The organism is Streptomyces sp. NPDC056144, from assembly GCF_042264145.1.
Taxonomy (GTDB): Bacteria; Actinomycetota; Actinomycetes; order Streptomycetales; family Streptomycetaceae; genus Streptomyces.
This window is the reverse complement of record NZ_JBHJVF010000002.1, coordinates 456,082-481,241: the sequence shown is the minus strand read 5'-3', so window position 1 is coordinate 481,241 and position 25,160 is coordinate 456,082. Positions and strand designations below refer to the sequence as shown.

Annotated in this window: 20 protein-coding genes and 1 pseudogene; 12 read left to right on the top strand and 9 right to left on the bottom strand. The window is 72.9% G+C overall.

Features of this window, described 5'->3' with window-relative positions:
* Positions 1-15 precede the first annotated feature (15 nt).
* The gene (locus ACFC0Z_RS08660) at positions 16-1,758 is read right to left on the bottom strand and encodes an ABC transporter substrate-binding protein (RefSeq protein WP_376434229.1); all 1,743 of its coding nucleotides are present in this window, start codon (positions 1,756-1,758) and stop codon (positions 16-18) included.
* A 201-nt stretch (positions 1,759-1,959) separates the two neighbouring features.
* On the opposite strand from ACFC0Z_RS08660, the gene ACFC0Z_RS08655 reads away from it, so the two are divergent.
* The 11 genes and pseudogenes from ACFC0Z_RS08655 (at position 1,960) to ACFC0Z_RS08605 (ending at position 14,519) form a co-directional block, all read left to right on the top strand.
* Positions 1,960-3,135 carry an NAD(P)/FAD-dependent oxidoreductase gene (locus ACFC0Z_RS08655; RefSeq protein ID WP_376434227.1) on the top strand — a complete coding sequence of 392 codons (1,176 nt, stop codon included), beginning with the start codon at positions 1,960-1,962 and terminating at the stop codon, positions 3,133-3,135.
* A gap of 82 nt (positions 3,136-3,217) precedes the next feature.
* Positions 3,218-3,550: a (2Fe-2S)-binding protein gene (locus ACFC0Z_RS08650; protein ID WP_376434225.1), complete on the top strand. Its 333-nt coding sequence runs from the start codon at positions 3,218-3,220 to the stop codon at positions 3,548-3,550.
* On the top strand, positions 3,531-5,009 hold the full coding sequence (locus tag ACFC0Z_RS08645; protein WP_376434223.1) for an FAD-dependent oxidoreductase: 1,479 nt from the start codon (positions 3,531-3,533) through the stop codon (positions 5,007-5,009). Before ACFC0Z_RS08650 ends, ACFC0Z_RS08645 begins: the two co-directional genes overlap by 20 nt.
* Before the next feature lie 144 nt (positions 5,010-5,153).
* A complete protein-coding gene (locus ACFC0Z_RS08640) occupies positions 5,154-6,062 on the top strand; it encodes a dihydrodipicolinate synthase family protein (protein ID WP_376435033.1) in 909 nt (302 codons plus the stop codon).
* A 65-nt stretch (positions 6,063-6,127) separates the two neighbouring features.
* Entirely contained in the window at positions 6,128-7,135 is a 1,008-nt protein-coding gene (locus tag ACFC0Z_RS08635; protein WP_376434221.1) for a proline racemase family protein, read from the top strand.
* Positions 7,132-8,517, top strand: coding sequence for an aldehyde dehydrogenase family protein (locus ACFC0Z_RS08630; protein WP_376434219.1), 1,386 nt, complete (start codon positions 7,132-7,134; stop codon positions 8,515-8,517). The genes ACFC0Z_RS08635 and ACFC0Z_RS08630 overlap by 4 nt, the downstream gene beginning before the upstream one ends.
* Before the next feature lie 47 nt (positions 8,518-8,564).
* Positions 8,565-9,248, top strand: coding sequence for a GntR family transcriptional regulator (locus tag ACFC0Z_RS08625; RefSeq protein WP_376434217.1), 684 nt, complete (start codon positions 8,565-8,567; stop codon positions 9,246-9,248).
* A 110-nt stretch (positions 9,249-9,358) separates the two neighbouring features.
* Positions 9,359-10,624, top strand: coding sequence for an alpha/beta fold hydrolase (locus ACFC0Z_RS08620; protein WP_376434215.1), 1,266 nt, complete (start codon positions 9,359-9,361; stop codon positions 10,622-10,624).
* A 311-nt stretch (positions 10,625-10,935) separates the two neighbouring features.
* Positions 10,936-12,351, top strand: a complete 1,416-nt coding sequence (locus ACFC0Z_RS08615) for a family 2B encapsulin nanocompartment shell protein (RefSeq protein WP_376434213.1) — start codon at positions 10,936-10,938, stop codon at positions 12,349-12,351.
* Positions 12,269-13,622 (top strand): annotated as a pseudogene (locus ACFC0Z_RS08610) (family 2 encapsulin nanocompartment cargo protein terpene cyclase); the annotation flags it as partial. The gene ACFC0Z_RS08615 and the pseudogene ACFC0Z_RS08610, both read left to right, overlap by 83 nt.
* Positions 13,623-13,625: 3 nt before the next feature.
* On the top strand, positions 13,626-14,519 hold the full coding sequence (locus ACFC0Z_RS08605) for a geranyl diphosphate 2-C-methyltransferase (protein WP_376434211.1): 894 nt from the start codon (positions 13,626-13,628) through the stop codon (positions 14,517-14,519).
* Between the two features lie 30 nt (positions 14,520-14,549).
* Here ACFC0Z_RS08605 and ACFC0Z_RS08600 read toward each other — a convergent pair whose 3' ends face one another.
* Entirely contained in the window at positions 14,550-16,682 is a 2,133-nt protein-coding gene (locus ACFC0Z_RS08600) for a hypothetical protein (RefSeq protein WP_376434209.1), read from the bottom strand.
* 214 nt (positions 16,683-16,896) lie between these two features.
* Here ACFC0Z_RS08600 and ACFC0Z_RS08595 point away from each other — a divergent pair, with 214 nt between their 5' ends.
* Positions 16,897-17,451, top strand: a complete 555-nt coding sequence (locus ACFC0Z_RS08595) for a phosphatase PAP2 family protein (protein ID WP_376435030.1) — start codon at positions 16,897-16,899, stop codon at positions 17,449-17,451.
* A 17-nt stretch (positions 17,452-17,468) separates the two neighbouring features.
* On the opposite strand, the gene ACFC0Z_RS08590 is transcribed toward ACFC0Z_RS08595, so the two are convergent.
* The 7 genes from ACFC0Z_RS08590 to ACFC0Z_RS08560 are packed head-to-tail and all read right to left on the bottom strand — an operon-like array spanning position 17,469 to position 25,129.
* Positions 17,469-18,797, bottom strand: a complete 1,329-nt coding sequence (locus tag ACFC0Z_RS08590) for a glutamate-1-semialdehyde 2,1-aminomutase (protein ID WP_376434207.1) — start codon at positions 18,795-18,797, stop codon at positions 17,469-17,471.
* Between the two features lie 7 nt (positions 18,798-18,804).
* A complete protein-coding gene (gene rfbC / locus ACFC0Z_RS08585; RefSeq protein ID WP_376434205.1) occupies positions 18,805-19,356 on the bottom strand; it encodes a dTDP-4-dehydrorhamnose 3,5-epimerase in 552 nt (183 codons plus the stop codon).
* Positions 19,356-20,570 carry a polysaccharide pyruvyl transferase family protein gene (locus tag ACFC0Z_RS08580; protein ID WP_376434203.1) on the bottom strand — a complete coding sequence of 405 codons (1,215 nt, stop codon included), beginning with the start codon at positions 20,568-20,570 and terminating at the stop codon, positions 19,356-19,358. Before ACFC0Z_RS08580 ends, rfbC begins: the two co-directional genes overlap by 1 nt.
* A complete protein-coding gene (locus ACFC0Z_RS08575; protein ID WP_376434201.1) occupies positions 20,567-21,523 on the bottom strand; it encodes a glycosyltransferase family 2 protein in 957 nt (318 codons plus the stop codon). Before ACFC0Z_RS08575 ends, ACFC0Z_RS08580 begins: the two co-directional genes overlap by 4 nt.
* Positions 21,520-22,836 carry a hypothetical protein gene (locus tag ACFC0Z_RS08570; RefSeq protein WP_376434199.1) on the bottom strand — a complete coding sequence of 439 codons (1,317 nt, stop codon included), beginning with the start codon at positions 22,834-22,836 and terminating at the stop codon, positions 21,520-21,522. Before ACFC0Z_RS08570 ends, ACFC0Z_RS08575 begins: the two co-directional genes overlap by 4 nt.
* On the bottom strand, positions 22,833-24,116 hold the full coding sequence (locus ACFC0Z_RS08565) for a DUF4910 domain-containing protein (RefSeq protein ID WP_376434197.1): 1,284 nt from the start codon (positions 24,114-24,116) through the stop codon (positions 22,833-22,835). The genes ACFC0Z_RS08570 and ACFC0Z_RS08565 overlap by 4 nt, the downstream gene beginning before the upstream one ends.
* Complete coding sequence (locus tag ACFC0Z_RS08560; protein ID WP_376435027.1) at positions 24,104-25,129, bottom strand: NAD-dependent epimerase/dehydratase family protein; 1,026 nt, start codon at positions 25,127-25,129, stop codon at positions 24,104-24,106. The genes ACFC0Z_RS08565 and ACFC0Z_RS08560 overlap by 13 nt, the downstream gene beginning before the upstream one ends.
* Positions 25,130-25,160: the final 31 nt, after the last annotated feature.

Genomic DNA, 25,160 nt, shown 5'->3' with positions numbered 1-25,160 from the left:
TGGGTGTCCCGGTCGTCAGCGCGTGCTCTTCGACGGGTCCTTGAGACCGATCGTCGCGTAGTCGATCTGGCCGGAGAAGCCGACGTGGCCGTAGGCGCCGGCGATGTTGGTGCCGACGAGCAGCGGCTTGCGGCGGACGAGGGCCGGGGCGGCGGGGGACTTCGCGAGGATCTGCGCGTCGAGCTCCTGCCACGCCTTGTTGGCCTGCGCGGCGTCGGTCATCGCGGCGATCTCGTCCATGCGCTTCATCGTGGCGTCGTCACGGAAGAGCGAGTGGTTGCCGGAGTTGCCCTTCTCCTTGATGTAGCGGCCGTCGAAGACGAACGGGAGGAAGGTCGAGCCGGAGGGGAAGTCGGGACACCAGCCGGAGTAGACGATGTCCGTGCGGTTCTTGGTGTCGCCGATGGTGTCGTAGAAGGCGCCGGGGTCGACGGTCTCGATGGTGACCTTGATGCCGGCGCGGCCCAGGGACTGCTGGACGGCCTCGCCGACGGCCTTGTCGTTGGCGGAGACGGTGATGCTGGTGGAGAAGCCCTCGGGCTTCCCGCCTTCCTTGAGGAGCTGCTTGGCCTTCTCGACGTCGCCGCTGAGCGGGATCTTCAGGGTGTCGGCCTGCTTGCCGCCGGAGAGCAGGGCGGGCATGTACGCGGTGGCCGGGTCGACGACCGCCGGGCCGCCGGCCGCGGTCATGACGGCCTCACGGTCCAGGGCGTATCCGACGGCCTGGCGGATCTTCACGTTGTCGAAGGGGGCGCGGCCGGTGTGCATCTGGACCATCTCGGTGCAGTTCTGCGACTCGGCGAGCAGGCGGGCCTTCACGTCGGGCTTGGTGAGCACCTTGGGCGCGGACTCGGGGCGCATCGCGGCCCAGGAGACGGCGGAGGCGTCGGAGCCGCCGGAGGCGATGAGCCGGTCGTCGATCTGGCCGCCCTTGAGACCCATGGTCACGACGATCCGGTCCGGGTAGGCCTTGCGGACGGTGTCGGTCGCGGGGCTCCAGTTCGTGTTGCGGACGAGGACGAGCTGCTTGTCACGGGCGTACGTCTCGACCTTGTACGGGCCCGAGGAGAACGGCCGGTTGTCGTACTGGGGGCCCTTGTCCTGGCTCTTGGGCACGGGGCTGAAGGTCGGCAGCGTGGTCGCGTACGGGAACTCGGCGAACGGGACGCGCAGCTCGAAGACGATGGTGCGGTCGTCGGGCGTCTTCACCGAGTCCAGATGCTTGCCCTTGGCCGGTCCCTGGTAGCCCTCGGCGCCGACGAGGTAGCGGGCCGCGTAGTCGGGGCCGCCGGGCAGGTCGGGGGAGAAGGACCGCTCGACGTTGTACTTCACGTCCTGGGCGGTGATCGGGGTGCCGTCCTCGTACTTCAGGCCCGGCTTGAGTGTGAAGGTCCAGGTCTTGGCGCCGTTGGAGGAGACGCCGAGGTCCTCGGCGAGGTCGGTGGTGAGCTCCCCGCCCTTGGCGCCGGCCTCGGCCTTGTACGTGAGGAGGGTGCGGTACAGCAGGCGGGTGCCGAAGTCCATGTCGGGCATGACCCAGTTGCGGGCCGGGTCCAGGTGGGTGAAGTCCTGGTTGGAGAGGACGTGCAGCGTGCCGCCCTTCTGCGGGGCGCCGCCGATGGCCGTGCCGTTGTTGGCGACCGCGGGGTTCTTGCGTTCCGTGGGGGCGCCGGACTTCTTGCCGTCGGCACAGCCGGTGGCGCCGAGGGCCAGGGCCGTGACGAGGGCCGTGGCCAGGGTGCACGTGCGCTTGTTCATGAGGGTCACTCCGATAGTGCAGGTCGGACAGCCGAGAGCTGGAATGTGACCGGTAACATAGTAATGTGAAATTGCACTGACAAGACGTAGAGGGCTCTGTTACCCATCCGTGTCCGGGGGGTGCGCGGTCAGGTGATCACCGAATGGAAACCTCGACGTCAGGGTCTTGGCATCTCCAGTGCAATGTGAAATATTACTGATGTGCCCACGAGAAAACCCTCGGATGTCATCGTCGTCGGCGCCGGTGTCGTCGGCGCGGCCTGCGCCTACTACGCCGCCCAAGCCGGCCTCTCCGTCACCGTCGTCGACCGCGGCCCCGTCGCGGGCGGCACGACGGGAGCCGGCGAAGGAAACCTCCTGGTCTCCGACAAGGAACCAGGACCCGAACTCGAGCTCGCCCGGCTCGCCGCCACCCAGTGGCGCGAACTGGCGGACCTGCTCCCGTCGCAGGTCGAGTACGAGGCCAAGGGCGGCCTCGTCGTCGCCTCGGGCGAGCTCGGGATGCAGGCCCTGCGGGAGTTCGCGGCCCGTCAGGAGAAGGCGGGCGTCACCACCCAGGAGGTCCCCGGGGACCGGCTCCACGACCTGGAGCCCCACCTCGCTTCTGGACTCGCGGGAGGCTTCCTCTATCCGCAGGACGCCCAGGTGATGCCCGCCCAGGCCGCCGCCCAGCTGCTGCGGGCCGCCGGCGCCCGCGTCCGGCTGCGGCTGGGGGAGGAGGTCACCGGTGTGCTCACCGGCGACGCCGGCGAGATCCGCGGTGTGCGGACCGCGGCCGGTGACCTCCATGCCCCCTACGTCGTCAACGCGGCGGGGACCTGGGGAGGAGCGCTCGCCGAGATGGCGGGCGTCCCCCTCCCCGTCCTGCCCCGACGCGGCTTCGTCCTCGTCACCGAACCCCTGCCCCGCGTCGTCCTGCACAAGGTCTACGCCGCCGACTACGTGGCCGACGTGGCCAGCGGCTCCGCCGCCCTGCAGACCTCGGCGGTCGTCGAGGGCACCCCGGCGGGCCCCGTCCTCATCGGCGCCAGCCGCGAGCGCGTCGGCTTCGACCGGACCCTCAACACCGAGGTCCTGCGCCGCCTCGCCCTCGGCGCCACCGCCCTCTTCCCGGTGCTCGGCACCGTCCGGGCCATCCGGACCTACCTGGGCTTCCGCCCGTACCTGCCGGACCACCTCCCGGCGATCGGACCCGACCCCCGCGTCCCCGGGCTGCTGCACGCCTGCGGACACGAGGGCGCCGGGATCGGACTCGCGCCCGTCACGGGGCAGATCATCGCCGCCGCCATCACCGGCGCCGAACAGCCCCTCGACATCACCCCGTTCCGGGCCGACCGGTTCACCGAGGCCGACGCGCTCGCGGCCCGGGCCCAGTGAGTCCGGGGCCGGCGAGTCCCGGCCCAGTGAGCCAGGGTCCACCGATCCCCGGCTCACGCCGTACCGTCACCGTCACGTCGTCATGAGAGGAGGGCCCGTGGCCCGCCGCACCCCCGCCGACCTGGTCGGGGCCCAGCCCGACCCGCCGTTCGAGATCACCTTCGACGGCCGGAGCGTCACCGCCCTGCCCGGCCAGACCGTCGCCGCCGCCCTCTGGGGCGCGGGCATCCTCGCCTGGCGCACCACCCGCGAAGGGGGCCGCCCCCGCGGCGCGTTCTGCGGCATCGGCCAGTGCTACGACTGTCTCGCCACCGTCAACGGCGAACCGAACCGGCGCGCCTGTCTGGTCCCCGCCCGTCCCGGCGACGCGATCACCACCCAGGAAGGCCACGGCCATGACCGCCTCGCCGTCTGACCCGCAGGGGCGGCGCGGACCGCGCGAACCGTACGACCTCGCCGTCATCGGCGCGGGCTCCGCCGGGCTCTCCGGCGCCGTCACCGCCGCCGAACTCGGCCTCTCCGTCGCCCTCCTCGACACCTCCACCCAGTCCGGCGGCCAGTTCTACCGCCACCCGGCGCCCGCCCTCGGAGCCGTACGCCCCGAGGCCCTGCACCACGACTGGTCGGCCTTCTCCGACCTCCGTACGCGCCTCGCCGCGAGCGACGTCACGCACCTCGGCGGCCACCACGTGTGGTCGGCGGAGCGCGAGGCCGACGGCACCTGGACCGTCCACGCCGTCACCGGCCCCGACGGCACCGCCGAGCGGCCGGTACGCCTCCGGGCCAAGGCGCTGCTGCTCGCCACCGGCGCGTACGAACGCCAGCTCCCCTTCCCCGGCTGGACCCTCCCCGGCGTCGTCGGCGCCGGAGGCGCGCAGGCCATGCTCAAGTCCGGGCTCGTGCTGCCCGGACGGCGCGTCGTCGTGGCCGGCAGCGGACCCCTCCTGCTCGCCGTCGCCTCCTCGCTCTCCGCCGCCGGAGCCCGCGTCCCGGCCGTCGTCGAGGCCGCCGGATACCTGCGGTACGCCCGCAGCCCCCGCGCCCTCGTCACCAACCCGGCCAAGGCCGTCGAGGCCCTGGTCCACGGGGCCGGCCTCCTCCGGCACGGCGTCCGGGTCCTGGCCCGCAGCGCCGTCACCCAGGTGCACGGCACCGACCGGGTCGAGGCCGTCACCGTCAGCCGCCTCGACCGCGACTGGCGGCCCGTGCCCGGGACCGGCCGGCACATCCCCTGCGACGCGCTCGCCGTCGGGCACGGCCTCGTGCCGCAGATCGAACTGGCCACCACCCTCGGCTGCGCCACCCGGGCGCTCGCCGACGGGACCCTGGGCCTCGTCCTGGACGAACTCCAGGAGAGCTCCGTGGCCGGTCTCTGGGCCGCGGGCGAGACCGGCGGCGTGGGAGGCGCCGGTCTCGCCCGCACCGAAGGCGAACTCGCGGGCCGCGCCATCGCCGCCCGGCTCGGCGGGCGGCAGACGCCCGTCGGCAGGCTCACCGAGCTCCGGCGCCGCCGCGACCGGATGCGCGCCTTCGCCGACGTCATGGCGGCCGCGCACGCCCCCGGCCCCGGCTGGGACGCGTGGCTGGAGGACGACACGGACGTCTGCCGCTGCGAGGAGGTGACCGCGGGGCGTGTGCGCGAGGCGGTCACCGACCTCGGGGCGCGTGACGCCCGGACCGTCAAACTCCTCACCCGGGCCGGCATGGGCTGGTGCCAGGGGCGGATGTGCGGGGCCGCCGTGTCCTGTCTCGCGGCGCGCGGCGGGGACCCCGTCGAACCGCCCGCCGAGCGGCGCCCGTTCGCCGTCCCCGTCTCGCTCGCGACACTCGCGGGGCTCGACGAGCCGCGTGAGGCGGAGGAAGCGGGCGAGTAGCCCGCCCAAGGACTTCGCGAAGGACTTCGCCAAGGACTTCGCCAAGGACTTCGCCAAGGACTTCACCGGGGAAGAGGCCCACAAGGCCTCTTCCTTCTCATCCCCCATAAAATGTCACACACCACAGAAAGGCTGGTCCTCGACATGACCGCCACCACCTGGAACACCGACCGCCCCTGGCGCGGCATCATGGTCGCCACCACCCTCCCCTTCAAGGAGGACCTGTCGGTCGACTACGACGCCTACGCCGAGCACGTCGCCTGGCTGATCGCCAACGGCTGTGACGGTGTCGTCCCCAACGGTTCCCTCGGTGAGTACCAGACCCTCACCGACGCCGAGCGCGCCCAGGTCGTCCGTACCGCCGTCGCCGCCGCCGGTGACGGCGCCCGCGTGATGCCCGGTGTCGCCGCGTACGGCAGCGCCGAGTCCCGCCGCTGGGCCGAGCAGGCCGCCGAGGCCGGTGCCGGTTCCGTCCTCCTCCTGCCCCCGAACGCCTTCCGCGCCGACGCCGCCGCCGTCCGCGCCCACTACGCCGACGTCGCCGGCGTGGGCATCCCGGTCGTCGCGTACAACAACCCGATCGACACCAAGGTCGACCTGACGCCGCAGCTCCTGGCCGACCTGCACGCCGACGGCTCCATCGTCGCCGTCAAGGAGTTCAGCGGCGACGTCCGCCGCGCCTACGAGATCGCCGAGCTCGCTCCCGAGCTCGACCTCCTCATCGGCGCCGACGACGTCCTCCTGGAGCTGGCCGTCGCCGGTGCGGTCGGCTGGATCGCCGGCTACCCGAACGCCTTCCCGACCACCTGCGCCGAGCTCTACCACGCGGCCGTCGCGGGCGACCTGGAGACGGCCGTGCCGCTCTACAAGTCCCTCCACTCCCTGCTGCGCTGGGACTCGAAGACCGAGTTCGTCCAGTCCATCAAGCTCTCCATGGACATCGCCGGCCGCACGGGCGGCCCGACCCGCCCGCCGCGCTTCCCGCTCACGGGCGCGATCGAGGCCGGCGTGCGCGTCTCCACGGAGAAGGCCATCGCCGAGGGCCACCGCTGACGGACCGCGGGGAGGGCCCGCCCGGCGGGCCCCTCACCCCACCCCGACTCCCCGAAAGGACTCCCGTGCGTACGCGTCATGTCTTCCACGCCGTCGATTCGCACACCGAGGGCATGCCCACGCGCGTGATCACCGGCGGTGTCGGGGTCATCCCCGGTGCCACGATGGCCGAGCGGCGGCTGCACTTCATCGAGCACATGGACCACCTCCGTACGCTCCTGATGTACGAGCCCCGGGGGCACGCGGCGATGAGCGGAGCGATCCTCCAGCCGCCCACCCGCCCCGACGCCGACTACGGCGTCCTCTACATCGAGGTCTCCGGTCTCCTCCCGATGTGCGGCCACGGCACCATCGGCGTGGCGACCGTGCTGGTGGAGACGGGCATGGTCCCGGTCGTCGAACCCGTCACCACCGTCCGCCTGGACACCCCGGCCGGCCTGGTCAGCGTCGACGTCCGCGTGGAGGACGGCGCGGCCAAGTCCGTGACCTTGACCAACGTGCCCGCCTTCAGCGTCGCTCTCGACCGCAAGATCGAGGTCCCCGGCTACGGCACCGTCACCTACGACCTGGCCTTCGGCGGCAACTTCTACGCCTTCGTCGACCTCGACGCCCTCGGCCTGCCCTTCGACCGCGCACGCAAGGACGACCTCCTCGCCGCCGGACTCGCCGTCATGGACGCCATCAACGCCTCGCCCGACCACCGGCCCGTCCACCCGACGCAGCCCGAGATCGCCGGACTCAAGCACGTCTACCTCGCCGCCCCCGGCTCCAACGCCCAGCGGTCCCGGCACGCGATGGCGATCCACCCGGGCTGGTTCGACCGCTCCCCGTGCGGCACCGGCACCAGCGCCCGCCTGGCCCAGCTCCACGCCCGCGGCGAACTGCCCCTCGACACCGACTTCGTCAACGAGTCCTTCATCGGGACCGAGTTCACCGGACGCCTCGTCGGCGAGACGGAGGTCGGCGGCCTGCCCGCCGTCATCCCCACCGTCACCGGCCGCGCCTGGATCACCGGCACCGCCCAGTACTTCCTCGACCCGGACGACCCCTTCCCCGGAGGCTTCCTCCTGTGACCGACACGCTTCCCACCGTGATCTCCCGCAACCCCGCCGACCCGGCAGACGTCCTCGTCTCGCTCCCGGCGCCCGGTGCCTTCACCGCGGTCGACACCGTCGAGCGGGCCCGCGCCGCCCAGCCCGGCTGGCAGTACGCCGGCGCCGCCACCCGCTCGGCCGCGCTCGGCGCCATCGCCTCCGCCATCGAGGCCGCCGCCGGTGAACTGGCCGCGCTCGCCGTCCGCGAGGTCGGCAAGCCGCTCGCCGAGGCCCGGGCCGAGGTCGCCCGCACCGTCGCCATCTGGCGGTACTACGCCCAGGCCCCCTTCGAGGCCACCGGCGCCGTCCACGAGACGGCCGCGGGCCCCGGGCTGCTCCTGACCCGCCGTCGCCCGCACGGCGTCGCCGGGCTCATCACCCCGTGGAACTTCCCGTTCGCCATCCCGACCTGGAAGGCCGCCCCGGCGCTCGCCACCGGCAACACGGTCGTCCTCAAGCCGGCCCCCGAGGCCACCGCCTGCGCCCTGCGGCTGGCCGAGATCATCCACCAGTACGTGCCGGAGTCGGTCTTCACCGTCCTGCCCGGCGGCGGCACCGAGGGCAACGCGCTGGTCTCCGCCGCCGACGTGGTCTCCTTCACCGGCTCCACGCCCATCGGCCAGGCCGTCGCCCGCGCGGCGACCGCCCGCGGCATCCCGGTCCAGGCCGAGATGGGCGGCCTCAACGCCGCCCTCGTCCTGCCGGACGCGGACATCGAGCAGGCCGCCTCCCACATCGCCGCCGCCATCGCCGGCTACGCGGGCCAGAAGTGCACGGCCACCAGCCGTGTCATCGCGGTCGGCGCCGCCCTCGACCCGCTGCGCGAGGCGCTCTCCGAGGCCCTGCGGGCCCTGCCCGTCGGAGACCCGGCCGACGCCGCCACCGTGTGCGGACCGCTCATCCACGAGTACGCCCGCGACCAGGTCGGCGAGGCCGCCCGCGGACTCTCCGTCCTCGCCGGCGGCACCGTACCCGACCGTGACGGCTGGTACGCGGCCCCGACCCTCGTCGAGAAGGTCTCCCCGGGCCACCGGCTGCTGCGCGAGGAGGTCTTCGGACCCATCGCCTCGCTGCTCGCCGCCGACGACCTCGCCCACGCGATCCGGATCACCAACTCCGTCCCGTACGGCCTGGTCACCTCGGTCCACACGGCGGACCTCAACACCGCCCTGAACGGCCTCGACCTGCTCGACACCGGCATGATCCGCCTCAACGCGCCCTCCACCGGCGTCGACTTCCACCTGCCGTTCGGCGGCTCCAAGGCGTCCAGCCACGGAGCGCGCGAGCAGGGCAAGGCCGCGCTGGACTTCTTCACGTCGAGCCGGACGTACACGCTGGCACCCGCGGGCCCGGCGGCGTGACATCGTACGGTGGTGAGATCAACCGGACCGAAGGGATCACCACCGTCATGGGGCACCTGACCCACCGCGACCTCAACGCCTCCCGGGAGCGGCTGCGCGACCAGGTCGCCCACGCCCTGCGAGCCGCCCTCATCTCGGGCGAGCTCCGCCCCGGGGTGGTGTACTCGGCGCCGACCCTCGCCGAGGACTTCGGGATCTCCGCCACCCCGGTCCGCGAGGCGATGCTCGACCTGGCCCGCGAGGGCCTCGTCGAGCCCGTCCGCAACAAGGGCTTCCGGGTCACCGAGGTCGACGAGCGCGACCTCGACCAGTACAGCGAGATCCGTGCCCTCATCGAGATCCCGACGGTGGGCCGTGTCACGGAGATCGCCTCCCGCGAGGACCTGGAGGCGCTGCGTCCGGTCGCCGAGGAGATCGTGCGCGCGGCCCGCGAGCACGACCTCATCGGCTACCTGGAGGCGGACCGGCTCTTCCACCTCAGCCTGCTCGGCCTCGCGGGCAACGAACGCCTCGTCGAGACCGTCGGCGACCTGCGCAAGCGCTCCCGCCTGTACGGGCTGACCGCGCTCGACGAGAGCGGCAACCTCATCCCGTCGGCGGAAGAGCACCTGGAACTGCTCGACCTGATGCTCGCCGGCGACGCCAAGGGCGCCGAGTCGTGCATGTCCCGGCACCTCGGACACGTCCGCTCGATCTGGGCCAAGGGCGAGCGGACCTCCGGGGAGCGCTGACACCGGCCGACACACGGGCTCACCGGACAGGGCCCGGGTGGGCGGCCGACGGCCACCCACCCCTGCTCCGTACCACCTGACCGGCCGCGCCCGCGGCCGTGGAGGAACCCATGAACCCGGCGTACGCCACCGTCGACCACACCTTCGTCGTCCCCCTGGACCACGCGGACCCCGAAGGCCCCACCATCGAGGTCTTCGCCCGCGAGGTCGCCGACCCGGCCCGCGCCGGGGAGGAACTGCCCTGGCTGCTCTACCTCCAGGGCGGCCCCGGCGGCAAGAGCCCCCGCCCGTCCGCCGGTTCGCCCGGCTGGCTCGCCCAGGCGCTCAGGACCCACCGCGTCCTCCTCCTCGACCAGCGCGGCACGGGCCGCTCCACCCCCGTCACCGCCAGGTCCGCCGCCCGCTTCGCCTCGCCCGAGGCCCTCGCCGGCTACCTGGGTCACTTCCGCGCCGACGCGATCGTCGCCGACGCCGAACTGATCCGCCGTCAACTCCTGGGCGACAAGACCTGGGAGACCCTCGGCCAGAGCTACGGCGGCTTCATCACCCTCACCTACCTCTCCCAGGCCCCCGAAGGCCTGCGCGCCTGCTACGTCACCGGCGGCCTGCCCGGCCTCACCGCCACCGCCGACGACGTCTACGCGCACACCTACCCCCGCGTTCGCGACCGCGTCCTCGACTTCTACACCCGCTACCCCGAGGACGCCCCCCGCCTGCGGAAGATCGCCGACCTCCTCGCCGCCGACGACGTCCGGCTGCCCGACGGCGACCGCCTCACCCCGCACCGCCTGCGCTACCTCGGCCTCGCCCTCGGCATGGGCGACGGATTCGAACGGATCCACTGGCTCCTCGACGAAGCCGTCGACACCGACGGCGAGTTGAGCGACACCTTCCTCCACCAGGTCATGACCCTCACGGGCTTCGCCGACAACCCGCTCTTCGCGGTCATGCAGGAGACCCTGTACGGGCAGGGCGCCGGCCCGACCGGCTGGGCCGCCGCCCGCGCCCTGGACGACTTCCCCGAGTTCGCCGGGGACGCCGACCCGCTGCTGTTCACCGGCGAGATGATGTACCCCTGGATGTTCCGCGAGATAGCCGGCCTTCGCCCCTTCGCCGAAGCCGCCGACCTCCTCGCCGCGCGCGTCGACTGGCCGCCGCTGTACGACCTCGACCGGCTCGCCGCCAACCGGGTCCCGCTCGCCGCGGTCGTCTACCACGACGACATGTACGTCGACGCGGGCGTCTCCCTGCGCACGGCCCGCCACATCGGCTCCGCGCGCGCCTGGGTCACCAACGAGTGGGAGCACGACGGCGTCCACGTCTCCGGCGGCCGCGTCCTGGCCCGCCTGATGGACATGGCCGCCGGACGCGCCTGACCGACCCGCCCCACCCCCTCCAGCTCCCTCCTTCTCCCTCCCCCCGGGGAGAAGGGGGGCTTTTTCGTGTCCCCGTTCGACGGGATGGCCGGGCCGATGGCCGAATCATGTCGGCGACCCCCTTAAACCCCGAACGAAACAAGATCACTGCTTCGAGGTAATGCCTTCCTCGCAGTGAGGTGACCGCGACTTACCGAGCGTTACTGTTCCCTCGATCCGGAGGACCACCCCCGATCACCCACCCCCCTCATCCCTCTTTCACCGTCCGGCGCCCGAACGCCGGACGGCGGCACCGAAGGAGACCTCGTCCGATGACGACGTCCGTTGAGACCGGCTCGGAATCCCAGGTGGAACCGCCCAGGCAGAGCCTGAGCACCGCCGCCGCCCGCAACCTCGCCTCCACCACCAAGTCCGCGCCGCAGATGCAGGAGATCACCTCCCGCTGGCTGCTCCGGATGCTCCCGTGGGTCGAGACGAAGGGCGGTGCCTACCGGGTCAACCGCCGACTCAGCTACACCGTCGGCGACGGCCGCATCGACTTCGTCCAGGACGGCAGCCGCGTCCGCGTCATCCCGCGCGAACTCGGCGAACTCGCCCTGCTGCGCGGCTACGAGGACGACGAGGTGCTGACCGCGCTCGCCGACCGGTGCGTCCAGCGCGACTTCAGCGCGGGGGAGATCCTCGCCGTCCGCGGCAACGCCGCCGTGGAGATCCAGCTCATCGCCCACGGCCGGATCAACCAGACCTCCGTCGGCCAGTACGGCGACGAGATCGCCGTCTCCGTCCTCGCCGACGGCGACAGCTTCGGCGAGAACGCGCTCCTGGACGCCGACGCCACCTGGGACTACACCGCCACCGCCGAGACCTCCGGCACCCTCCTCACCCTCTCCCGCGCCGACTTCGCGGGCATCCTCGCCAACGCGCCCTCCCTCCAGGCGCACATCGACCAGTTCAGCTCGCTGCCCCTCAAGGGGCAGAACAAGTACGGCGAGGCCGAGATCGCCATGTCGGCCGGCCACAAGGGCGAGGCCGTCCTCCCCGGCGCCTTCGTCGACTACGAGCTCCGGCCGCGCGAGTACGAACTCTCCGTCGCCCAGACCGTCCTGAAGGTCCACACCCGCGTCGCCGACCTCTACAACGGCCCGCACAACCAGACGCAGGAACAGCTCCGGCTCACCGTCGAGGCCCTGCGCGAGCGCCAGGAACACGAGCTCATCAACAACCCGGAGTTCGGCCTCCTCGCCAACGCCGACTTCAAGCAGCGGATCCAGACCCACTCGGGCCCGCCCACCCCGGACGACCTCGACGAGCTCCTCACCCGCCGCCGCGGCACCAAGATCTTCCTCGCCCACCCCCGCACCATCGCGGCGATCGGCCGCGAGTGGAACGCCGCCGGGCTCTACCCGGACACCGTCGACCTCGACGGCCACCGCGTCCCCGCCTGGCGCGGCGTCCCGATCCTGCCCTGCAACAAGATCCCGATCAGCGAGGAGAACACCAGCTCCATCCTCGCGATGCGCCTCGGCGAGGACAACCAGGGCGTCATCGGCCTGCACCAGACCGGGCTGCCCGAAGAGGTCGAACCCGGCCTGTCCGTACGGTTCATGGGCATCAGCGAGCAGGCGATCATGTCGTACCTCGTCACCACGTACTACTCCGCCGCCATCCTCGTACCCAACGCGCTCGGCGTCCTGGAGAACGTCCAGATCGCCCGCCGTCGCGGCTGACCCACCCCCCACCGCCACGCCCGGCCCCTCCCCGGGCCGGGCCGGCACGCCCGGGACCCGGAACGGAACACCACCCCACCTAGGAGCCACGGATGCCCGACACCCAGACCCCGGGCCCCGGTCTGGAACAGATCCTGCGCGGACCCACCGGCCTCGGTACGGCCGCCATCGGCCTCTTCCGGCCCGCCGCGATCCCCGACCTCGCGCCGGTCGACGTCACGCCGCTCGACCTCACGCCGCTCGACCTCACGCCGGCCGACCTCGCACCCGCCGAGCCCCAGGCGCCGGCGGACGCCCTGCACATCCCGGGCCTCTACTACCACCCGATCGCCGAGCCCGATCCCGTCCGCGTGGCGGAGCTGAGCCGCCGCATCAAGGACTGGGCGCTCGACGAGATCCGGCTCTATCCCGAGGAGTGGGAAGGCCAGTTCGACGGCTTCTCCACCGGCAAGTACATGGTCGCCTGCCACCCCGACGCCCCGACCGTCGACCACCTCATGGTCGCCGCCCGCCTCATGGTGGCCGAGAACGCGGTCGACGACATGTACTGCGAGGACCACGGCGGTTCCCCGGTCGGTCTCGGCGGGCGACTCCTGCTCGCGCACACCGCGCTGGACCCCATGCACACCACGGCGGAGTACCAGGCACAGTGGGCCGAGTCGCTGAGCGCGGACGCCCCGCGGCGCGCGTACCACTCCGCCATGGAGTACTTCAACCAGCTCGCCACGCCCTCGCAGTCCGACCGCTTCCGCCACGACATGGCCCGCCTCCACCTCGGCTACCTCGCCGAGGCCGCCTGGGCGCAGACCGACCACACCCCCGAGGTGTGGGAGTACCTGGTCATGCGGCAGTACAACAACTTCCGGCCGTGCCCCACCATCACGGACACCGTCGGCGGCTACGAGCTCCCCACCGACCTGCACGCCCAGCCCGCCATGCAGCGGGTCCTGGCGCTCGCCGGGAACGCGAGCACGATCGTCAACGACCTGTACTCGTACACGAAGGAACTCGACGCCCCCGGGCGTCACATGAACCTGCCGGTGGTGATCGCCGACCGCGAGAACCTCTCGGACAAGGACGGCTACCTCAAGGCCGTCGAGGTCCACAACGACCTCATGCGCGACTTCGAGGCCGCCAGCGCGGCCCTCGCCGCCGCCTGGCCCATCCCCAGCGTCCTGCGCTTCCTGCGGGGCGTCGGCGCCTGGGTCGACGGCAACCACTACTGGCACCAGACCAACACGTACCGCTACAGCCTGCCCGATTTCTGGTAAGAAATGGACCCCTCTGTGACCAACACCGAGCTCACCACCGCCGGCACCTCCGCGTTCGTTCCGGCGCCGGCCTCGCCCTACCAGGGCGACATCGCCCGCTACTGGAACCAGGAGGCCAGGCCCGTCAACCTGCGCCTGGGCGACGTCGACGGGCTCTACCACCACCACTACGGCATCGGCGCGATCGACCACGCCGCCCTCGGTACGCCCGAGGACAGCGAGTACGAGAAGAAGCTGATTGCCGAGCTGCACCGCCTGGAGTCGGCCCAGGCCGAGGTCCTCCTCGACCACCTCGGCGAGGTCGGCCCCGGAGACACCCTCGTTGACGCGGGCTGCGGCCGCGGCGGTTCGAGCGTCATGGCCCACCAGCGCTTCGGCTGCAAGGTCGAGGGCGTCACCCTCTCCTCCACGCAGGCCGAGTTCGGCAACCGGCGGGCCAAGGAGCTGGGCATCGACGACCACGTCCGCGCCCAGGTCTGCAACATGCTCGACACGCCCTTCGAGAAGGGCAGCATCACCGCCTCGTGGAACAACGAGTCGAGCATGTACGTCGACCTCGACGACCTGATGGCCGAGCACTCCCGCTTCCTCAAGGTCGGCGGCCGGTACGTCACCATCACGGGCTGCTGGAACCCCCGTTACGGCCAGCCCTCGAAGTGGGTCTCCCAGATCAACGCGCACTTCGAGTGCAACATCCACTCCCGCCGCGAGTACCTGAAGGCGATGGCGGACAACCGCCTCGTCCCGCAGGCCGTGATCGACCTGACCCCCGACACCCTGCCCTACTGGGAGCTGCGCGCCACGTCCTCCCTGGTCACCGGCATCGAGGAGGCGTTCATCGAGTCGTACAAGGACGGCTCCTTCCAGTACGTCCTGATCGCCGCCGACCGCGTCTGACCCCCGACACGTCCGCAAGGGCCGAGTCCGTCACCCGACGGACCCGGCCCTTCCGGCGTGCCCGCGCATCAGGTCGCGGGCGAGGGCGAGGTGCCGGTGCTCGGGTTCGAGCACGTGGCGGACGTCCGCGAGGAAGCGGGTCAGTTCCTGTTGCGCGTCGGCGTGCCGGTCCAGGGCGATCAGGGCCTGCGCGCGTTGCAGGCGGCTGTGCATGACGTGGGGGTGGTCGGGGCCGAGGGTGCTGCTGCGGGCGGTGATCAGGAGGGTGAACTCCGTCAGTGCCTCGTGGTGGCGGCCCGCTCGGGCCGCCAGGGAGGCCTGGGTGCTGCGGATCGCGAGGGTGTGGGGGTTGTCGGGGCCCAGGGCTCGTTCGGCGTCGGTGCGGAGGTGGTCCAGGTCGGTTTCGGGTGTGGGCGGGTCTCCGCGCAGGGTGGAGAACCAGGCGAGGCTGCGGCGTGCGGCGAGTGCCTCCGGGCGGTCGGCCTCGCCCCGGCGCAGGCGGATCTCCAGGAGCGCCCGCACCTCGCGTACGGCGGAGTCCAGGTCGCCCGACTCGCCCGCGAAGTAGGCCTGTTGGTGGCGCGCGGCCAGGGTGTCGGGGTGGTCGGGGCCCAGTGCCGCCGTGGTGTCGGCGACGAGGTTCCCGAAGGCGGCCGAGGCCGTCGCCGCGTCGCCGGCCTCGCCGGTGAAGTACGCCCACTGGTGGACGGCGGCCAGCGTCTCGGGATGGGACGCTCCCAGCGCGGTCCTGCGGCGGGCCACGATGCCCCGAAGGGCGCTCGCCGCCTGGCGTGGCCTGCCCCGGTCGCCGGTGACGATCGCGAGCAGGAAGTCGGCCTCTGCCGCGCCCCCGGCGTGCGCCCGCGCGAGCGCGGCGGCCGCCCGCCGCAGTTCGCCCGCCTGGTGGGCCACGAGCCCCATGTCGTACGCGTCGGCCGGGGCGACGAGCCCGAGGAGGGCGTCCCACAGGTGGTGGGGGACGGGGGGCAGGTCCGAGGCGGTCAGGACGTAGTCGAAGGCCGTGTAGCCCTGGGTGTAGTTGCCGACGAGGAGGCCGCTCGTCGCGTAGGCGGCCTTGCAGGCCCAGGTCATCGCCTCGGTGAAGGGCTCGGGCTGGAGGTCGGGGCCGCCGCGCTCCGCGAGGTACGGCAGGTGGAGGTCCTGGAGCCACTCCCGGCTGACCGGTCTCCGCAGCCCCGCCCGCCGGCAGTCCACGGCCGCCGCCACGACCGCCGCACCCCGCGGATTGGTCCCCGGCGCCCAGGCGTTCTGCCAGGCGGACAGCAACTCGGGTCCGGCCGCGACCACTTCGGCCAGGCCGAATCGTTCGCCACTGTCCAGGGCCAGGCGGATGCGCGGATCGGCCCGGTGCGCCGCCGCCCGCCGGCGCTCGGCCTCCGACCAGTGCCGGTCGAGCCGGATCCGTACCGCCGCGCCGAGCACGTCGCGCTGGACCCGCCAGGCGTCCCGGTCGGACCCGGTGAGGCGGCTCTCCTCGCGGGCGTCGTAGCGGCGGTACTCCTCCGATCTCATCGTCGCCACGACGACGGCCCGCCCCGGCCGCCGGTGCAGCAGCCCCGTCACCATGGCGGAGGTCACCCCGTCGGCACCGAGGTAGTTCTCCAGGTCGTCGAGCCACAGGACGGCCTTGCGCCGCCCTCCCGCCGCCTCGACGGCCGCGGCGAGCGCCGTCCGGTCGAGCGGGCGGACGAACAGGTGCCGGGGGAAACGGGAGCGGGCGACCTCGTACGCCAACCGGCTCTTTCCGGCCGTTGATTCGCCGACGAGGAGTACGAATCCACCTTCGTTGAGGGCTTGTTGCACCTGCGGTTCTGCGTCCCGCTCGATGTACGGCGGCGCGGGCCGGCGCTCGCCGTGCCCGTCGGCCGGATGGACCCCGGCGAGTTCGGGGCGCTCCACCTGCGCGAACCGGGGGATCCGTCCGGCGGGGGTCCGCAGCAGCGCCCCGGCGGGCGGGTCGGGGGTCTCGCGCGGCCGGAGCCGGTCGGCGACGAGCGCGTAGAGCGCCGAGGCGGCGGCCCCTATGCCGGTGGCCAGCGGGCCGGAGGTCCAGGTGGCGGCGAGGGCGAGCACGACGGCCCCGACGCCCACGGCCGCCCCGTACCGGAGCCTGCCCCGCCCCGTGCGCAGTAACAGTGACACGCTGCCCCCATCGCGTGGCGTGGAATCCCATTCTCCCCGCCGGGCCGCCGATGTCGAGGGACCCGGCTCGGTTATGGTCGACGGAAGGCGGGGCGGACACGACGGAGGGAACGCGGTGGATCGCCTGACAGGACAAGAGGGCCGAGGGGCAAGCGAGTTGAGGCGCGTGTGGCTCGCGCCGATCGCGGTGCTCGCCGCGTGCGCGGTCGCCGTGATGGCGCTGCGGTACGGCGGCACGGGCGAACCCGGCCGCGTGGACGCGCGGATCCAGGGGGTGGTGGCGGGCCTGCCGTCCTCGTGGTGGCCGATCGCCACCGCCCTCGACGCCCTGGGGGAGCGCAAGGGGGCGGCGATCCTCGTCTTCTCCGTCGTGGCGCTGTGTCTGCTGCTCCGCCGCCCCCGCGCGGCGGTCCTCGTCGTCGCCGCCTGCGGCGCGAGCGTGGCGGCGACGACGCTCCTCAAGCCCCTGGTGGGCCGCACGATCCACGGCGGGTCCCTGGCCTACCCCAGTGGGCACACCGCTTTTCTCACGGCGTTCATTCTCGTGGTGGCGCTGCTCGTGACCGGTCGGCTCGGCCTCGTCGGGCCGGGCGGCGCCGTTCTCGTCCTGCTGGCCTCGCTGGTCGCGGGCGCCGCCATGGGGTGGGCGCAGGTCGCCACGAACTCGCACTACCCGACCGACACCATCGGCGGCTACTTCACCGCCGTCGCGGTCGCGACGACGACCGCGTGGCTCGTCGACCGGAGAAGACCCGCGCCCCGCACCTGAGGTGACGGAACATCACCTCAGGCCTTGCTGCGGAAGACCGGCTTCACCGCCCGTCCGCCCAGCCACGGGGTGGGGTCTCCGGCGTCGAGCGCCTTGCGGTAGACCGCGCACGCCTGCGCCACCACCTCCACGGTCCGGTCGATGTCGTTCTCGTCGAGCGCGCTGCTCACCACGAACGAGGGCGCGAGCACCCCGCCCGCGAGGAGGCGGCGCAGGAATAGCGTCCGGTACTCCTGGGACGGCCGCCCGTCCCCGTCGAGCGTCGCGAAGACCAGGTTGCTCGCCCGGCCCCGTACGGACACGTGGTCCGCGACGCCCAGGCCGGCCGCGGCCTCGCGGACCCCGGCGGCCAGCCGCTCGCCGAGGGCGTGGAGGCGGGCGGTGACGCCCTCCTCGGTGTACGTGGTCTGTACGGCCATCGCCGCGGCGAGCGAGTGGGTCTCGGCGCCGTGGGTGGTGGACAGCAGGAACACCCGGTCCTGGGAATGCCGCAGCCCGCCCAGCTCCATGAGGTCGCGGCGCCCGGCGAGCGCCGAGACGGCGAACCCGTTGCCCAGCGCCTTGCCGAAGGTGGAGAGGTCGGGGACGACCCCGTACAGGCCCTGGGCGCCCGCCTCCGACCAGCGGAATCCGGTGATCATCTCGTCGAAGACGAGGACGCAGCCGTGCCGGTCGGCGAGGGCGCGCAGACCGGCGAGGTAGCCGGGCGGGGGTTCGACGTGTCCGGCCGGTTCGAGGATCAGGCAGGCGACCTCGCCCTCGTACCGGCGCAGCAGCTCCTCCGTGGCGGCGAGATCCCCGTACGGGAAGGAGACGGTGAGCTCGGTGGTGGAGGCCGGGATGCCGGCGGACATCGGCGTGGTGCCGATGAACCAGTCGTCGACGGAGAAGAACGGGTGGTCGCCGCAGATCGCGATCCTCGGGCGGCCGGTGGCCGCGCGGGCGAGGCGTACGGCGGCGGTGGTGACGTCGGAGCCGTTCTTCGCGAACTTCACCATGTCGGCGGTCGGCACGGTGGCGAGGAACCGCTCGGCGGCCTCGGCCTCCAGGAGGGACGGGCGGACGAAGTTGGCGCCGCGGTCCAGCTGGCGGCGGACCGCCTCCAGGACGCGCGGATGGGCGTGGCCGAGGCTGACCGACCGCAGGCCCGAGCCGTACTCGATGTACTCGTTGCCGTCGACGTCCCACACGTGGGCGCCGTTGCCGTGGCTGATGACCGGGGCCAGGTCCTCGGGGTACTGGTCGTCGCCCTTGGCGTAGGTGTGGGCGCCGCCGGGGATCAGGGCGTGCAGGCGCTCGTTCGCGCGCCGCGACGCGGGGAGGGACAGGTCTTCGGTGGCGTCCATGGCGGTGTCAGCCCTCCGTCTGCTTGAGGGCGACGGCGAGGCTCGGCGCCTCCCGGTCCCGGGGGGACATCAAGGTGGCGGGCAGCGGCCACGGGACGGCCAGTTCGGGGTCGTCGAAGGCGATCGTGACGTCCTCGGCCGGGTCGTGGGGGCGGTCGATGCGGTAGGAGATGTCGGCGGTCTCGGTCAGCGCCTGGAAGCCGTGCGCGCAGCCCGCCGGGATGTAGAGGCTGGTCTGCGCCTCGCCGGAGAGGTCGAAGGTGGCCACGTTCCGGTACGTCGGCGAGTCCGGCCGCAGGTCGACGACGACGTCGAAGATCCGTCCGTACGAGCACCGCACGAGCTTCGCCTCCCCGGCACCGGACCGCAGGTGCAGGCCGCGCAGGACGCCCCGGACGTTGCGGGACAGGCTGTCCTGGACGAAGGAGTCCGGGTCGATGCCGACCGAGCGGATCACGTCGGCGTCGAAGGTGCGGCAGAAGAAGCCGCGTTCGTCGGCGTACGGCGTCGGCTGGAACAGGTAGGCGCCGGTGATCTCGGGGACCGCGGTCGCTTTCATCAAACCTCCTGGCGGATGGGGGAACGCCCGGTCCTCGGGAACACGGCCGTGGTCAGGTCGGCGAACTGGCGGCGGAGCCGGCGGACGGCCGCCGCGTCGCGCTCCGCGAGGGTCCGGCGGAGCTCGGCGGCCCGGAGCTCCAGAGCCCGGAACTGTTCGAGCAGCCGGTCGGGGTCGACCGCGCGGGCCGGATGGCGGTACGCGCCGAGGCCCATCGCCTCCATGAGCGCGTCGCTCTTCGCCGCGTAGCTGAGGGCGACGGTCGGCGTCCCGGCCCGGAGCGCGCAGATCAGGTTGTGGTAGCGCACCGCCACCGCGCTGTCGGCCGCCGCCATCTCCTTCATGAGGTCGGCGAGGGACGAGGTCTCGGCGGCGGTGACGAGCGGCGAGTCCACCGCGGCGAGGATCGCGTCGACCACGACGAGGTCGGCCGCGTCACCGGTGAGTAAACGGACCGGCCGGCCCTCCTCGACCAGCGTCCGGACGAAGCGGATCGTGCCGTCGAGGTAGCGACGGTGGATCTCCTCGGCCCTGTCACGGTCGTCGTTGCCGCCGTGGAAGGCCATGACGCCGACGCAGACGGTGCCGGGCGTGCCGGAGGGTTCGCTCGGCGGCGGCGTCGGCAGGGCGAAGGCGAGGTCCGGGTAGACCTCGTCGCGGCTGGTGTCCACGCCCATCGCCCGCAGCGCCTCGCGGGACTGGCTGTCCCGGTACGAGCGGTACGCGGCCAGCCGCGCCGACCAGCGCACCAGGGTCCGGGTCGCGCGCTCGCGGATGGGGGCCGCGCCGACGCTGACGAGCGCGACCGGGGTGCCGAGGAGCCGCCCCGACGCGCAGAGCAGGAACAGGGCGTACGGGAATCCCCACGGCCGCAGCGGAAGCGTGGCCTCCAGGACGCCCATGCCGGGCACGATCACCACGTCGTGCCCTCGTACCCAGGCGGCGGTGCGGTAGGCGTCGACGAGCTTGCCGACGCCCTTCCCGACGACGGCGCCCGCGCGGGACGCCGTCCGGTACTCCCCGCGGTACCAGTGCAGCCGCGTGGCCGGGATCCCGAACCGGGCCGTCACGGACTCGGGGCCGCCGCACAGCGCGTCCACGACCGCCTCCGGGTGCTCGGCGCGCAGGTAGCCGAGGATCGCTTCGAGCGAGCCGTCGTTGCCGACGTTCCCCGAGCCGAGCAGGCCGAAGACCCCGACCCGCACCGGCGTCACGCCTGACCCCCGGTGCGTCCCTCGCGGCCGGCGACGAGCGCGTCGACGGAGACGGAGAGCAGGGCCGGGTCGACGGGGGCGCGGTCCTCGACGCGCTCGCCGGCGCCCGGCCGGGTGCGGCTGGTCGCCCAGGCGGCCAGGTGTCCGTAGCAGGCGCGCCGGTCGGCGGCGGAGAGCGGCGCCCGCTGGATCGCGGAGACGAACCCCCACACGTACTCGACGAGCAGCCGGGGCGTCGGATGCAGGACGCCGGCCCGGCGCGGGTCGAGGTTGACGCACCGGGAACGCTTGGACGGGTTGGCCCGCTCGGCGCGGGTGGGGTGGTCGCGGCGGAAGTACAGCAGCTCCGGCACCTGGTGGAAGCGGCCCTGGAGGCCGATCTCGGAGACGAACGTGCGGTCCGCGTGGTGGTAGCTGTCCAGCGGTCGCACCCGGCGCAGCACGTCGGCGCGGATCACCCCGTAGAAGTCGTCGCCGCCCGGCTCGAAGAGCATGCTGCGGAAGCGCTCGGGCGCGTGCGGCGAGTTGGTGGCGAGCGTGTACGTGTACGGCACCTTCACCTGGCCGTCCTCGTCGATGACCGCCTGGTCGGCGTGGGCGAGGATCACGTCGGGGTGCTCGTCGAGCGCCTCCACGCAGCGCCGCAGCAGGTCCCGGGCGTACAGGTCGTCGTGCGAGGCCCACTTGAACAGTTCGCCGCGGGACTCGGTGAAGACCAGGTTGTGGTTCGGGGTCGCGCCGATGTTCCGGGGCAGGCGCCTGTACCGGATACGGGAGTCCTTCTCGGCGTACCGTCGGCAGATGTCCTGGGTCCCGTCGGTCGAGGCGTTGTCCGAGATGATCAGCTCGAAGTCCTCGTAGGTCTGTCCGAGCAGGGCGTCCAGTGACTCGGCCAGGTACTCCTCGCCGTTGTAGACGGGCAGGCCGATGCTCAGCCGGGGCAGGGCGGTCATGACGTCCTCTCTTCGGTGACGGGGTGCGGGATGACGGGTTTCAGGTGGTGCTCGCGCAGGGCGGACCGCAGGTGCAGCCACCAGACGGACGAGCCGATGAGGGTCGCGGCGGCGGCTCCCCAGGCCGAGCCGACCATGCCGCCGGCGAAGGCCCCGCCGAGCCCGCCGCCGACGTACAGGGTGGAGGCGAAGAGCTGGCAGCGCAGGCTGTGCCGGGCCGCCGCGAGCGCGCGGAGACCGGCCGCCGCGCCGGTCCCGAGTCCGGCGCCCGCGACGCCGAGCGTGGCCGGGACGATGAGCTCGGACGCCGAGTGCCAGACGCCGCCGAGCACGAGCTCGCCGAGCCGCTCCGGTACGAGGTGCAGGGCCGCGCCCCAGAGCAGCGCGGCGACGGCCTGCCCGGCGCCGAGCAGGAGACAGAACAGCCACAGCCGCTGCGGTGCCCGCCGCAGCACCCGGGCCGCCTCGGCGACGGTGACGAGCGAGAGCCCCATGAGCAGGGCGAGGAACGGGCCGAGCAGGAGCTCGGCGCCCCGGGTCGCGCCCACGGCGCCGACGCCGACGATCGCGCCGAGCCCGTACGCGCGCAGCTGGCCCGCGCCGCTGAGACTGACGTTCTCGACCAGGTACCGGGTGCCGAGATCGCGCTGCTCGCGCAGCCAGCCGCGGGCCCCGTCCGGGCGGGGCACGATGCCGGACTGGAAGCAGCCGTACACGGCCCCGACCGCCGCGCAGGCGCCCCAGGCGAGGAGGAAGGAGGCGACGGTGCCCACGTGGTGGGCCACCACCAGGGCGGGGACGAGCGCGAGACCCATGACGACGTCGTTGAGGAACGCCTTGCGTCCGTCGCCCGCGGCGAAGAAGCAGAACCGCCAGGCGTCCTGGAGCAGCAGCCCCGGCAGGACGACGCCGAGGCAGGCGAACGCCGTGCCCATCTCGCCGCCGATGGCGAGCCCGGCCACCACGGACACCGCGCCGAGCACGAGGCCGACGCCGAGCGCCGTACCGGAGGAGCGGGCGACCGCCGTGCGCCAGGAGGCGGTCGACACGCCGCTGAACCGCACGACGAACGGATCGGTCGCGAGGCCGCGCCCGACGTTGAGTACGAGCCCGAACGTCACCCAGGCCAGGCTGAACACGCCGAACGCGGCGAGCCCGAGCGAGCGGGCCACGTAGACGCCCACCGCGAAGTTGGTCATGCTGGAGGCCGCCTGGTCGGCGAGGCCCCAGGAGAGCCGGCCGGCGATGGCCCGTGTGGCGGACCGCCGGTCCCCGGGGGCCGTCTCCCCCTCCCCGGTGGTGATCTCCGTCATGCCTTGATCAGCCCTGCCTCGCGCAGGGCGTCGGCCGCGGCGGCGACGGTGTCGAACGCCAGCCCCGACCGCTCGGCGACGTCGAGGAGGCCGTGCTCGCCGTCGGCGAGGCTGAGCACCCAGAGCATCGCCATCTGCGCCTCCTTCGCGTCGCTCCGGCCGCCCAGCGAGTCGTACAACCCCCGCCGCCCCAGCTGCGGTTCGCCGTACGGGCTGAGGTTGACGTACCGCCGGTCGCGGTCGAGGACCGCGAACGCCTCGCGGCAGACGGCGAGCGTGTCCTCCATCGCCTCGGGGGAGACGAAGTCCGGGTTGTCCGCCGAGGTGTGGTACTCGGGGTACCCGGCGTACGGGGTCCGGCTGAGCGAGCCCACGCCGAGGTCGAAGCCGGGCGAGCAGTACTGCCGCTCGTCGTACCCGTACGGCGAGAACTCCTTGACGGTGTGCGGCCGTTCGGAGGATTCGAGCACGTACCGCACGGCCCGGTCGATCCCCGCTTCACCCCGCCGGCTCCGCTTGTACGTGAGGGCGCCCCGGTCGCCCGCGCAGGCCAGCACGAGGCCGTGCTTCACCTGCTCGATCCGGTCCGCGTTGCGCGCCAGCCAGGTGATCGCCCCGATCGTGCCCGGCGCGAAGATGAACCGGTAGGTGTAGTAAGGGTTCTCCTCGGCGAGCGCGCGGGCGAGGAACGTCGCCACCGCGACGCCGGCCAGGTTGTCGTTGGCCAGCGACGGGTGGCAGACGTGGCAGGACACGATCACCTCGTCCGGGACCTGCCCCGGGACCACGTGCTCCGCGTAGGTGAGGTGGCCGTCGGCGAGCGTGGAGTCGATCCGTACCTCGTACTCGCCCTCCGGCAGGGAGTCCAGGGTGTCCTGCGCCAGGCAGAACCCCCACGTCGGCTGGTAGTAGCTCGTGCGGTACGGCACCCAACTCGGCTGCTCCGGAAGGGTGTACAGGTGCTCGCGCAGCTCGGACAGCGGCATGGTCGCCGCCACCGGCACGCTGTAGCCGAGCACGTGCAGGCTGGACGCGGCGAAGTCGACGACCCGCCGACCGGTCGCGTCGGCCACGTACGCGTCCCGGATGTTCCACTCCTGCGGCACCGTCCAGTCCAGGACCTGCGTCCCGGTCGGCACCTCGTGCACCTGGAGCGGGATGTACTCGCCGACGATGTCCAGGGTGGCGCGCACCCCGTCGCCGGTGATGCTCCGGCAGAGCGGGTACAGCCGCTCCACCAGCGTGTGCATTTCCTCGCCGAGCAGGGTCACCCGCGCCACCGCAGGGTCTCGTCGACGGTGCCGGCCTCGGAGGCGGCGCGGAGCACGGCCAGGCGGGTGAAGCGCCGGTCGAAGTCCTCCTTGGTGAGCCCGAACTTCTGGTATGCCTCCGCGAGTTCGAGGGCGCCCCGCTTCACCGACCACTCGCAGTCGAAGCCGGGGATCGCCTCGCGGAACCGGGAGAAGTCCACGCGGTACGAGCGCGGGTCGGCGCCGTTCTCGCCGGTGATGTTCACCTTCGCGCCGTCCACCGCGTCCGCGACCTGCGCGGCGATCTCGGCGACCGTGACGTTGTTGGTCTCGCTGCCGATGTTGAACGCCCGGTCGTGCACCGCCTCGCGCGGCGCCGTCAGCGCGGCCGTGAAGGCGCTCGCGATGTCGGCGGCGTGCACCAGCGGGCGCCAGGGCGTCCCGTCGGAGAGGACGAGCACCTCGCCCGAGAGCAGCGCGTGGCCCACCAGGTTGTTCAGGACGATGTCGGCGCGCAGCCGGGGGGAGTAGCCGAACGCGGTGGCGTTGCGCATGTAGACCGGGCTGAAGTCCCCGTCGGCCAGGGCGTGCAGGTCGTCCTCGACGCGCACCTTGGACTCCGCGTACGGGGTGACCGGGCGCAGCGGGGCGTCCTCGGCGACCAGTTCGTCGCCGCCGGCGGCGCCGTACACGGAGCAGGTCGACGCGTACAGGAAGCGCCCCACGCCCGCCTCGCGGGCGAGCCGCGCGAGCCGTACGGAGGCGTGGTGGTTGATGTCGTACGTGAGCTCGGGGGCGAGCGACCCCAGCGGGTCGTTGGAGAGCGCCGCCAGGTGGATCACCGCGTCCACCCCGGCCACGTGCTCGGCCGTGACGTCGCGCAGGTCCACCCGGTGCCCGGCCGGGTCGGCGGGCCGCGGGCCGAGGACGGAGTCGGCGAACAGGCCGGAGTCGAGGCCCACGACCTCGTGCCCGGCGGCCGTCAGGACCGGGGCCATCACCGTACCCAGGTAGCCCTGGTGTCCGGTCAGCAGTACGCGCACGTTCATTCCCCCAGATCGGATGGTGCGGACG